The 11,284-nt window shown below is 71.5% G+C and carries 8 protein-coding genes; 5 read left to right on the forward strand and 3 right to left on the reverse strand.

Annotated elements, in window-relative coordinates:
* The 3 genes from ACTH43_RS06995 to ACTH43_RS07005 form a co-directional block, all read left to right on the forward strand.
* Positions 1–1,040 (forward strand): hypothetical protein (locus ACTH43_RS06995; protein WP_441444206.1); only part of this gene is annotated, 1,040 nt, incomplete at its 5' end.
* Positions 1,037–3,259 carry a hypothetical protein gene (locus tag ACTH43_RS07000; RefSeq protein ID WP_441444207.1) on the forward strand — a complete coding sequence of 741 codons (2,223 nt, stop codon included), beginning with the start codon at positions 1,037–1,039 and terminating at the stop codon, positions 3,257–3,259. The genes ACTH43_RS06995 and ACTH43_RS07000, both read left to right, overlap by 4 nt.
* Before the next feature lie 114 nt (positions 3,260–3,373).
* Complete coding sequence (locus ACTH43_RS07005) at positions 3,374–4,456, forward strand: hypothetical protein (protein ID WP_441444208.1); 1,083 nt, start codon at positions 3,374–3,376, stop codon at positions 4,454–4,456.
* 43 nt (positions 4,457–4,499) lie between these two features.
* Here ACTH43_RS07005 and codB read toward each other — a convergent pair whose 3' ends face one another.
* From codB to ACTH43_RS07020, 3 genes are all read right to left on the reverse strand, one after another.
* Positions 4,500–5,783, reverse strand: coding sequence for a cytosine permease (gene codB / locus ACTH43_RS07010; RefSeq protein WP_441444209.1), 1,284 nt, complete (start codon positions 5,781–5,783; stop codon positions 4,500–4,502).
* Positions 5,780–6,286 carry a nucleoside deaminase gene (locus ACTH43_RS07015; RefSeq protein WP_345076027.1) on the reverse strand — a complete coding sequence of 169 codons (507 nt, stop codon included), beginning with the start codon at positions 6,284–6,286 and terminating at the stop codon, positions 5,780–5,782. The genes codB and ACTH43_RS07015 overlap by 4 nt, the downstream gene beginning before the upstream one ends.
* 206 nt (positions 6,287–6,492) lie before the next feature.
* Positions 6,493–7,473, reverse strand: a complete 981-nt coding sequence (locus ACTH43_RS07020) for an LLM class flavin-dependent oxidoreductase (protein ID WP_345076028.1) — start codon at positions 7,471–7,473, stop codon at positions 6,493–6,495.
* 247 nt (positions 7,474–7,720) lie between these two features.
* Between ACTH43_RS07020 and ACTH43_RS07025 the strand changes: the two genes are divergently transcribed.
* Positions 7,721–8,662 carry a formate/nitrite transporter family protein gene (locus tag ACTH43_RS07025; protein ID WP_441444210.1) on the forward strand — a complete coding sequence of 314 codons (942 nt, stop codon included), beginning with the start codon at positions 7,721–7,723 and terminating at the stop codon, positions 8,660–8,662.
* Positions 8,659–11,247: a nitrite reductase large subunit NirB gene (gene nirB / locus ACTH43_RS07030; RefSeq protein WP_441444211.1), complete on the forward strand. Its 2,589-nt coding sequence runs from the start codon at positions 8,659–8,661 to the stop codon at positions 11,245–11,247. The genes ACTH43_RS07025 and nirB overlap by 4 nt, the downstream gene beginning before the upstream one ends.
* Positions 11,248–11,284: the final 37 nt, after the last annotated feature.

Below are 11,284 nucleotides of genomic sequence, written 5' to 3' on the forward strand. Positions count from 1 at the left end.
GTAGCGTGAATACCCGCCACAGCAGGGTCATTCACCACGAACCGCGAAGAGCCGATAACACCCAGCTGGTGCCCGAGTGGGTCACCTTCGCACGGGTCGCCGTCGAGGCGGGCTCGCTGGGCCTCACGGCCTCGCGCGAGTCGCTGCACGACTCCGGTGCCCTCGCCACGGCCCGTGAGGAGATCGGCCGTCAGATCCACGCGGGCATCGAACGGCTCGCCGCCGGGGATCCCGTCGTCTTCTCGCGGTTCGTCGCCGTGCACGGGCAGAGCCTGCTCGCCCTGGCCGTCGCGCATGCGGAGATGCTGGAGTTCGTGGCCCGTCACTTCACCTGGGAGACCAGCGCCGGCGCGATGCGGCTCGTGGAGATGCCGGCGCGGATCACCTTCACCACGGACGAGCGGGAGTTCACCACCTACGCGCCGCTGGTGCAGGCGCAGGGCGGGCTGCTCGTCAACGGCACCTACACCCACGGCGCCGCCATGCTGCGGGCGTACGACAGGGCGCAGACCCGCCTCACCGCGCGCGAGTTCGAGCTGGCACGACTGCTGGAGGATCTCCCGGCCCCGCTCGGGGAGGACGCGGACCTCGCCGGGCAGATCGGCGATGCGGCGCGTGCCGTGCTCGACCAGTTCGGAGCGACGGCCGAGGTGCGGGCCTTCCGCCCGGTGAGCCAGCTCGTGCTCCATGTCCCGGGCCGCGCTGCGGGCTTCGTGTTCGAGGAGGTCGAGGACGACCCGTGGGCCGACCTGCTCGGCGGCGCGACGCCCGTCGATCCCGTCGGCCCCGCGGATCCCCGACCGACCCTCGTGCTGAACCTCCGCGCCGAGGCGGTGCGCGCCCTCGGCGGCGGGCTCGCCCCGGCCACCCGGGCCGAGGCGATCCGTGCCCTGCATCTGCTGAGCCTGCTGCAGGCCGGCATCCGGCTGCGCGCCGAGGAGCAGGCAAGCCTGGCCGGGGCGCTCCAGAGCCTGCTGCTGGCGGCAGCACGCACCGAGAACCGCACCACCGAGGACCGCACCACCGAGGGCAGGGGATGACGATGATCCGGTATGACGAGGTCGCCGATCTCACCGGCGAGCAGGCGCAGCGCGTGCGGGCGCTCGTCGACCGCAGCAGCGAGATCTGGGACATGCCCGATGACCTGGACACGATCCGCGCCTGGGAGGAGCAGATCGCGGACTGCGAGGCGGAGGGCGTGCCCCACCTCGCAGCGAGCGCACGCTTCGGCCAGTACGCGATCTACAGCACGGGCGGCATGCCGGCGGCGGCTCTGGACGCGTACGTGCGGCTCATGCAGATCGTCGGCCGCTACGGCGACCACATCAACCCCGAGAACCGGCGCGGTTTCCTCGGCTCTGTCGCGAACCTGGTCGTCACGGTGGCGAAGGATCCGTCCCTCGCGCGCTCGCAGCTCGAGAGGGTCGTCGACCTCGTCGAGCAGCAGACGGTGAAGCACGGCGACGACCTCGCGAACGTGACGCTCGCGCGGGCCTCGCTCGCCGTCGAGTTCGGTGAGCAGGAGCGTGCGCTCGCTCTGCTGGACCAGTGGCAGGGCATCGGCAGCCCCGACTGGCCCCCGTTCGACGCCAACACCGTCACCCGCGAGATCATGCTCCTCGAACACTTCGATCCGGCCCTCGCCGCGGCGACGCTCGCCCGCCGCTTCACGGCGATGGGCGTCCCGCCCGGACCGATCGACATGGACCGGCGCGACAGCACCCAGCTCGTGCTGCTGCGGACGGATCTGGGGTCGCTGTCCGCGCGCGCGGGGCAGAAGGACGTCGCCGCCCGTATCGGGGATGAGCTGGTCGCCCAGTTCGGCATCGACCGCCTCGTCCGGTCCGCGGAGATCCAGGATCTGCTGCTCGTGCTGGAGCACCGCCCGGAGGACGCCCGCATCGCCGCCGACTTCGGCCTCGAGAACAGCAGCCTTGACCTCACCGAGTGGCGGCTCCAGGCCGCCCTCGCCCGCAGCCGTGCCCTCGAGGACCCGACGGGCGAGGAGGCGCAGCTGCTGCGCGCCCTGGCGACGGAGGCCGCCGCGGCGCACGACGCCCGCGGAGGGACCGACGTCCACACCCGGGAGCTGCAGGACGTCTGGTTCGCGGGCCTGGCGCCCGCCGCACCCGTGACGCACGGAGCCGACGCCGACCCCGAGGCGCGGGCCGAACGGATCCTGCGCGCCGGATGGATCTCGAGGCGCACCTCGCCGGTGACGGTCGAGTCCGTGCCCTTCTCGCTCAAGGACCGCTACATGGCGCTCCATGAACAGGCGAGGTCGGTCCTGGAGGCCGGTTCCGAGGAGGATGCCGAGGCGATCGTCGCGGCCACGATCGCCCGCAGCCGCGAGCTGAGGATGCCGGCGGCGGAGTTCGTCGCCCACCTCATGCACGCCTTCCAGGCCTATCAGGCCGGCGACCACGTGGCGCTGGTGCTGCGGTACGAGAGGGCGCAGAGCGCCCAGGCGCTCGCGCCGGACGGCGTCGACCCGGCCCTCGAGAAGGCCGCCGCGGGGCTCTTCCTCCCGGTGATCCTCACCGCGCTGGATCTGCCCGCGATCCCGCTGGACCGGATCGAGGAGATCGTCACCGCGGAGATCGCTCTGCGGGCCGTGACGGGAATGCCGACCACACCGATCGCCGTGGCGGAGCTCGCCCGGGCGGTCCACCTCGGGCAGTCTGCTGAGATCGGTGCGCTGTTCGAGGAGGTCCGCACTCGGCTCGGTGCCGAGGCGGGGGACGTGGACCCCTTCGACGTGCTGCTCGATCTGGCGCGGATCCTCGCGCCCGTGGACGCCACAGCCGTGCCAGGGATCGTGGCCGGAGTGCTGCGTGCGTCGAACGATCCGGCCCAGCAGCGGGCGGCGCTCGCCTGGACCGTCTGGGGGGCGCTGCAGGAGGGCGAGGTCGCGGACGACGCCGTCGCCGCGGTCATCGCGCAGCTCGAGGAGGTCGATCGAGACCTCGAGGAGTTCGGGGACGTGCCGGGATCGGTCCTGCTCGAGGTCGCAGCCCGGGTCCCGGGGGTGCTGGGCTGGCTGCTCGATGCCGCACTCGCGGACGCGGCCCCGGGGGACCCGAACCATCTCGACACCGCCGCCGGGGCGGCGCGCGTCCTGCTGGACCACGCACCGGCCGACGAGCGCGGCCCGCGGCTGCGCGATGACGCGCGTGAGATCGCCGAGGCCCTCGACCGGCGGAACGGGAACGCCGTGCAGTCCGAGCGGCTGCGCGAGAGGTTTTTCCCGGAGGGGTGATACCCGCAGAAGGGTGACCGGGGGCGGGCCGAGCCGGCCGGCTGGAGACGGAGCGGGAGCGTGCCCGTGCGCCCGGTTACGCTGAGGGCATCGATGTCGACCGGGGGAAGCTTCATGGATCACACGCTAGGACGCCGTCCTCTGCTCGGCGCAGTGCTCGGTGGGGGTCTGGGGCTGCTCACCGGCTGCTCCCTGATGCCACAGCTCCCCTCCTTCGGCGGTGGCAGCTCGATCGAGGACCTGCTCTCGGCGATCGACCCGGGGATCTGGGGCAGGGAGACGGGAAGCGTCGTCGATGCACCCGACCCGTTGGAGTCCCCGCTCCGAGTGAACGTCACCCGGCCTCGGGCGATCGGCGAGCTGTTCGACGTGCCGGACGATCTCTCCCCGATCCTGTACGACGAGAACTACGTGCGCGAGGAGGTCGCTCGGATCACCGAGCCGGGCGCCCTCATCGGGCCCCCGTCGGTGCACGGGTCGTACCCGATCGATGCCACCTTGAACTCCAACCACTTCCGTTTCGCGCCCGAGGTGGCGGTGCTCACGGCACATAGCTCCAGGCAGGCCGCGATCTGGCGCGGGGTGGAGGACACCCTGATCGAGGAGATGGAGGAGATCCTCTCGGTCCCCGACGCCGACGGGAACGTGCGATACGTCCTCGAAGACGGGCGCCTGGTCCCGACCGACGCGATGCAGGGCCTCTCGTTGCCGCCGGTGGAGATCACGCAGCATCGCGACGAGCTGCGATTCTTCCAGTCCGTCGAGACTCCCGAGTTCGAGGGGGATGCCTCGGTCTTCGACTGCTTCGAGGATCTTCAGGAGATGGTGGACGTCGTCGACCTCCCCGAGGCACACGTCGCCCAGGCCCAGTCGTTCCTCTGGAGCCCCCACGGCCCCGGCGTCGGCCACCCGCCCTTCCGCGAGTGGTACTTCGCCACGGAGCTGACCTCCGCCACTGAGCACACCACCTGCGGGGTGGTGCGCGTGGACGCGGAGGAGCTCGACGGGGTCCTCTCGATGCTCACCGAGTTCATGGACGGGCCGAGCGTGAAGGACGATCTTGTCCCGGTCGAGATGGAGCCGGTCTCGGACACGCTGCTCAAGCTCACCCTCGACGCCGAGCCGCGATCTCCCGACCCGGTCTCGTCCTTCTACACCGCCCCGTGGAAGAGGTCCTGGGCCAGCATCCTGAAATGAGCTGTGATCATCGCTGCGCCCTGCGACGTCGGCGGATCAGGGCTCAGCGGGCGCCGACGCTGCGCCGCCCCAGCACCCAGGCCGCCACCAGCGCCACCATGATCCCGTTCAGCGGCGCGATCCCGATCCCGAACTGGTTCGAGACCCACGCGATCAGGCATCCGAGCACGTACGGCACCAGTGCCTGCCACCGGACCTTCTCGCTCAGCGTCTCCAGCGCCGGCTGCCCGCCGCGCCAGCGCGCGATCCAGTCGCCGATCAGCACTCCGCCGAGCGGCGGGATGAGCACGCCCAGCAGGCTGAGGTAGCCCACGATGTGCCCCTCGACGCCCACCAGTGCCAGCACGGTGCCGATGGCGACGCCGCCCATGATGAAGGGGCCCTTGCGGGTGGAGTTGGCGATCTCGGCGCCCGCGACGCCGAAGGCGTAGGCCGCGTCGGCGTTGGACTTCCACAGGTTGCCGAACAGGAAGAACAGGCCCCAGCCGATCATGCCCATGCTCAGCAGCAGGGTGGTGAAGTCTCCTTCGCCGAAGGCGAGCGCGGAGACGGCACCGAAGAACACCATCAGGCCGTTGCCGATCACGAAGCCCATCGCGCAGGCGATCACGGCGTCGCGGCCGCGCCGGGCGAAGCGGGTCCAGTTCGCGGCCTGGGTGCCGGCGGAGGCGAAGGTGCCCACCACGGTGGTGACCGCGGCGGCCCAGGTCATGGTGGTGGTGGGGGCGATGTCGAACAGGCCCCGCACCCCGCCCACCTCGGTCAGCGCCATGCCGGTGATCCAGAAGGCGAGGATCAGGATCAGCGGGGTGGAGATGAGGGAGACCCAGTACATGCCCTCGTAGCCGTACAGGGCGGTGAGCATCATCAACGCGGAGACGGCGATCATCACCAGCGCCGGTGCCCACGCGCTCTCCCAGCCGAAGGCGATCGCGGTCATCTGGCCGATCGAGCCGACGGCCACGCCGTACCAGCCCACCTGGGTGCCGCCCAGCAGCAGGGAGACCACCTTCGAGCCGACGGTCCCGAAGGTGTATCGGGACATCACCACGGTGGTCAGGCCCGTTCGGGCGCCGAGGAAGCCGATCGCGGCGACGTAGGCGCCGAGCACGGCGGAGCCCACCAGCAGCACGGCGAGGAACTCGGAGAAGGGGAAGCCCACCCCGATGCTCGCGCCCGCCATCAGGGTGGGGGCGAAGACGGTGAACCCGATGAGCACCACGCTGATGGAGACCACGCCGCGCCGTGCGGAGCGGGGGACCGGCGTGACCGGGTAGTCGGGGTCGACGGGCTGTTCGGCGCCCTCGCAAAGATCGGCGGCGGTCACCGGCCCTGGGCCTCAGCGGGCGCGCCGAGCTCGTCGGCCTCGACGCCGATGTCCTCGCTCCAGATCTCCGGACGCTCGGCGATCATCCGCTCCATCAGGGCGATGCACTCGGGATCATCGAGCACGTCCACCGTGACGCCGCGCTCGCGCAGCAGCGACTCCGCCATCTCGAAGGTGCGGTTCTCGCCCACCACGATCCGGGGGATCTCGTACAGCAGCGCGGTGCCGGTGCACATGATGCACGGCGACAGGGTCGTGTAGAGCACGGACTCGCGGTAGATGCTCGCGCGCAGGCGCCCGGCCTTCTCGATCGCGTCGGTCTCGCCGTGCAGGATCGCGGAGTCCTTCTGCACGCGCTGGTTGTGCCCCGCAGAGAGCACCTCGCCGTTGTGGACCAGCACCGCGCCGATCGGCACCCCGCCCTCGTCCCAGCTCTTGCGGGCCTGCTCGATGGCGAGGGCGAGGAAGCGGCGGTCGTCGTCAGCGGTGGGGGTCCAGGTCATGGGGTGCGTGCTCCTGCGGTCGTCGGGATGGTCGCCCGGCGTCGTAGAAGGAATCGCGGGAGCCACGCACCCCGGCCCCGGGGGTGAGACCGCTCTGTGACCAGCCGTCCACGGACTGTGAGCCCCGGCTCAACCCGAGCCCGGCCCGGCCGCAGCCCAGGTCAGCCGGAGCCCGGCTCAGCCCGGCCCAGGCTCGTCCGCGACCCTCAGCCCATGTACACGTCGGCGAGCAGCTCGACGGACCGCAGCCGCTGCTCCACCCGCGGGCCCTGGTGGGCGATGATCAGCTCGTCGGCGCCGGTCTGCTCGGCGAACTCGGTGACCTTCTCCTTGACCACATCGGGGGTGCCCACGGCGCTGTAGGTCGCCATCTGGTGCAGGTGGTGGGCCTGGGGCGAGGCGAGCAGCTCGTCGGCCTGCTCGTCGGTGTACTCGGTGCCCGGGCGCACCATCAGCGCCACCCGGCTGCGCATCATCTCGAGGTGCTGGCGCTCGGCGTCGGCCTGGTCGTCGGCAGCGATGACGTTGTAGGCCGCGAAGACGTGGGGCTTCTCGAGCTGCTCGGAGGGCTGGAAGTCGCGGCGATACAGCGCGATCGCCTCGTGCAGGGCGCCGGGGGAGAAGTGTGAAGCGAAGGCGTAGGGCAGGCCGAGGGCGGCGGCCAGGCTCGCGCCGAACAGGGAGGAGCCGAGGATGGTCAGCGGGACGTCGGTGCCCTTGCCCGGGTAGGCATTCACGCCCGGGATCCGGGACTCGCCGCGGAGGTAGGCCTGCAGCTCCACGACGTCCTCGGGGAAGGTGTCGGCCGTGGCGCCGCTGCGGCGCAGTGCACGCATGGTGTTCTGGTCGGTGCCCGGGGCCCGGCCCAGGCCCAGCTCGATCCGCCCCGGGTGGAGGGTCTCGAGGGTGCCGAACTGCTCGGCGATCACCAGCGGGGCGTGGTTGGGCAGCATGATGCCGCCCGCTCCGAGCCGGATGGTCTTGGTGTGCGCCGCGACGTGGGCGATCAGCACCGCGGTGGCGGAGGACGCGATCGAGGCCATGTTGTGGTGCTCGGCGTACCAGACCCGCTCGTACCCGGTCTCCTCCGCCTTCTGGGCCAGGGCGACCGTGCCCTCCAGCGCCTGCGCGACGGTCTGGTCACGGGCAACGGTGGCGAGGTCGAGGAGGGAAAGCGGGACAGTCATCAGGCACCTTTCGTCGGCAGGCGGCGCCGGACGGCGCAGCACCTTCAGCGACAACGCCCTCGGCGTCGTTTCTCTTCCCGACGGCATTGCGGGGCGGCACACCCCTGCCCGCCCCTGAGACGTCACATCACGAGAAGGTCACGGCGCCCTCTCGCCCTTCGCCTCAGCTCCACAAGAGCCCAGGATGGCCGCACCCCGCTGCAGGCGCACGGGACATGCCCATCCTTCCCTCGTGTCAGGAGCTGCCATGTCCTACGTCCAGCCCACCGATCTGGTGGACCGGCTCACCGCCGCCGGCGCCTCGAAGGTCACCTACTCCGCCGGTGTCACGGTGCTGCGTGCTTTCATGGCCGGGGCGATCCTCACCCTCGGCGCCGCCTTCGCCGTCACCGTCTCCACCCAGACCGGGGAGCCGCTGCTGGGAGCGCTGCTGTTCCCCGTCGGCTTCATCCTGCTGTACCTGATGGGCTACGACCTGCTCACCGGGGTGTTCACACTGATGCCGATCGCACTGATCGCGCGGAAGCCCGGAGTGACGGTGCGCTCGATGCTTCGCGTCTGGGGCCTGGTGTTCCTGGGCAACTTCCTCGGCGCGTTCATGGTCGCGGTGCTGATGGCCATCTACTTCACCTACGGCTTCTCCACCGAGCCCAGCCCCGTGGGCCTGGCGATCTCCGAGATCGGCCATGGCCGCACCGTCGGCTACGCCGATCACGGCGCCGCCGGAATGCTCACCCTGTTCATCCGCGCCGTGCTGTGCAACTGGATGGTCTCCACCGGCGTGGTCGGCGCGTTCATGACCGACAACCTCCTGGGGAAGATCGCCTGCATGTGGATGCCCGTGATGCTGTTCTTCTACATGGGCTTCGAGCACTCCATCGTGAACATGTTCCTGTTCCCCTCCGGCCTGCTGCTCGGCGCGGAGTTCACGATCATGGACTACCTGATCTGGAACGAGATCCCCACCGTGATCGGCAACCTCGTCGGCGGCCTGGTGTTCGTGGGCCTCCCGCTCTACTACGCCCACCGCCGCAAGAACCCCGCCGCTGCTGCCGGTACCCCCACCACCGCGACCGGCACCGCTGCGGAGGCCACCCCCGCCCCTGCCCTCGACCCCACCGGCGCCCCGGCCGCCCCGCCGGCCGACGGACCCACGGAGGCCCCCGAACTGGTGGGGGCGCCCCGATGAGCCCCCGCATCGTCGTGATCGGCGCCGGGATGGCGGCGCACCGCCTGGTCGACTCGCTCGTCACCCGCGCCGAGGAGCGGATCACCGTGACCGTGCTCGGGGACGAGGCCCGCCGCCCCTACGACCGGGTGGGCCTGACCCGCTTCTTCGACGGGGAGAGTCCCGAGGAGCTCACCCTCGCGCACACGATCTTCGAGGATCCCCGCGTCACCCTCCACGAGGGGGACCCCGTTCAGGCGATCGACCGCGAGAACCGCACCGTCACCACCGCCTCCGGCGCCGTCCACCCCTACGACCACCTGGTCCTCGCCACCGGCTCCCACGCGGCGAGGCCCCCGATCCAGGGCGCCGAGCTGCCCGGCTGCTTCGTCTACCGCACCTTGGATGATGTCGAGGCCCTGCGCGAGCACGTCACCACCCGCGCCGCCCAGCTCGGCGCCGCACAGTCCGACGCCGAACAGGGCGATCGGCCCGTGCGCGGGATCGTCGTCGGCGGCGGGCTGCTGGGCCTCGAGGCGGCCGGCGCCCTGCAGGGCATGGGCGCCGAGGCGACGGTCCTGCAGTCCGGCGACCGGCTGATGTCCGCCCAGCTCGACCTGCCCGCCGGAGCCACCCTGCGCCGCCTCATCGAGGCCCGCGGGATCACCGTGCGCACTGAGGCCCGCTCCAACGCCGTGCTGCCGGACGCCGACGGCAGCGCCCGCGCCGTCCTCCTCCCGGACGGCTCCGAGCTCCCGGCGGACCTCGTGATCTTCACCGTCGGTGTCCGCCCCCGCGACGAGCTCGCCCGCGCCGCGGGGCTGACGTGCGACGAGCGCGGCGGGGTGCGGATCGACGAGAGCTGCGCGACCTCCGACCCGGCCGTGCACGCGATCGGCGAGGTCGCCTCCTTCGAGGGGCAGTGCGTGGGCCTGGTCGCCCCCGGATACGCCATGGCCGAGGTGGTCAGCGACCGGATCCTCGGCGGGCAGGCGACGTTCGCCGGCTACGACCTCTCCACCAAGCTCAAGCTCTCCGGCGTGGACGTCGCCAGCTTCGGCGACGCCTTCGCCACCACCCCCGGCGCCCTGGACGTGGTCTACACCGACCCCGTGAACGGCGTCCACAAGAAGCTCGTCCTCTCCGACGATGCGAAGACCCTGCTCGGCGGGATGCTGGTGGGGGACGCCTCCGCCTACGGCTCCCTGCGCCCGCTGGTCGGCGGGCCGCTCGGCGGGGACCCCGCCGCCTACCTGCTCCCCGCCGGGGCGTCGGCCGCCCCGACCGCCGAACTGCCCGATGAGGCGGTGGTCTGCTCCTGCTCCTCGGTGAGCGCCGGCGCCATCCGCCACGCCGTGCGCGAGCAGGGCTGCGCCGACGCCGCGGCCGTCACCGCCTGCACCAAGGCGGGCGCCACCTGCGGCTCCTGCACCGTCATGGTCACCTCGCTCGTCGGCAGCGAGCTCGCGAAGCTCGGCCGGGCCGTCTCCGCCGGGCTGTGCGAGCACTTCGACCTCTCCCGCCGCCAGCTGTTCGACGCCGTGCACGTCTCGGGTCTGACCACCTTCAGCGCAGTCATCGCCCGGTTCGGCCGCGGTCGCGGCTGCGACACCTGCAAGCCCGTGCTCGCCGGCATCCTCGCCCTGCTCGGCGGGGAGCACGTGCTGGACAACGAGAACGCCACCCTGCAGGACACCAACGACCACGTGATGGCCAACATGCAGAAGGACGGCACCTACTCCGTGGTCCCGCGCATGCCCGGCGGGGAGGTCACCCCTGAGGGCCTGATCACGGTGGGGGAGGTGGCCCGCGACTTCGGGCTCTACACCAAGATCACCGGCGGCCAGCGGGTGGACATGTTCGGCGCCCGCCTCGAGGAGCTGCCGCTGATCTGGCGGCGCCTGACCGAGGCCGGCTTCGAATCCGGCCACGCCTACGGCAAGTCGCTGCGCACCGTGAAATCCTGCGTGGGCTCCACCTGGTGCCGCTATGGCGTGCTGGACTCCACCTCCATGGCCATCCAGCTCGAGCTGCGCTATCGCGGGCTGCGCACCCCACACAAGTTCAAGCTCGGGGTCTCCGGCTGCGCCCGCGAATGCGCCGAGGCCCGCGCCAAGGACGCCGGCATCATCGCCACCGCCCAGGGCTGGAACCTGTACGTGGGCGGGAACGGCGGCGCCACCCCGCGCCACGCCCAGCTGCTGGTCGAGGGCCTGGACGACGACACCCTGATCCGCACCCTGGACCGATACTTCATGTACTACGCCCGCACCGCCGACAAACTCCAGCGCACCGCCCCCTGGCTCGAAGCGCTCGACGGCGGGATCGACGGGTTGCGCGCCGTGATCATGGACGACTCCCTGGGGCTCGCCGCAGATCTGGACGCGGCCATGGAACGCCACGTCGAGGGCTACCGTGATGAGTGGGCTGAGACCCTCGCCGACCCTGCCAAGCTCGCCCGCTTCCGCTCCTTCGTGAACGCCCCCACCACCCCCGACCCCGGCCTTGCCTTCGTCCCCGAGCGTGGGCAGGTGCGCCCCGCCCGGCCTGAGGAGCGCACGGGTGGGATCCTGATCGCCGGCACGACCCTGGAGGTACGACGATGACCCCGACCCTCACCACCCCGAGCACCGCCAGCCCGAC

The organism is Brachybacterium sp. (genome assembly GCF_052095815.1).
Classification (GTDB): domain Bacteria; phylum Actinomycetota; class Actinomycetes; order Actinomycetales; family Dermabacteraceae; genus Brachybacterium.

Coding starts and splice junctions, on each gene's coding strand:
- ACTH43_RS07000 (WP_441444207.1), top strand. CDS start 1,037: ATGACGATGATCCGGTATGACGAGGTCGCCGATCTCACCGGCGAGCAG.
- ACTH43_RS07005 (WP_441444208.1), top strand. CDS start 3,374: ATGGATCACACGCTAGGACGCCGTCCTCTGCTCGGCGCAGTGCTCGGT.
- ACTH43_RS07015 (WP_345076027.1), bottom strand. CDS start 6,286: ATGACCTGGACCCCCACCGCTGACGACGACCGCCGCTTCCTCGCCCTC.
- ACTH43_RS07020 (WP_345076028.1), bottom strand. CDS start 7,473: ATGACTGTCCCGCTTTCCCTCCTCGACCTCGCCACCGTTGCCCGTGAC.
- ACTH43_RS07025 (WP_441444210.1), top strand. CDS start 7,721: ATGTCCTACGTCCAGCCCACCGATCTGGTGGACCGGCTCACCGCCGCC.
- nirB (WP_441444211.1), top strand. CDS start 8,659: ATGAGCCCCCGCATCGTCGTGATCGGCGCCGGGATGGCGGCGCACCGC.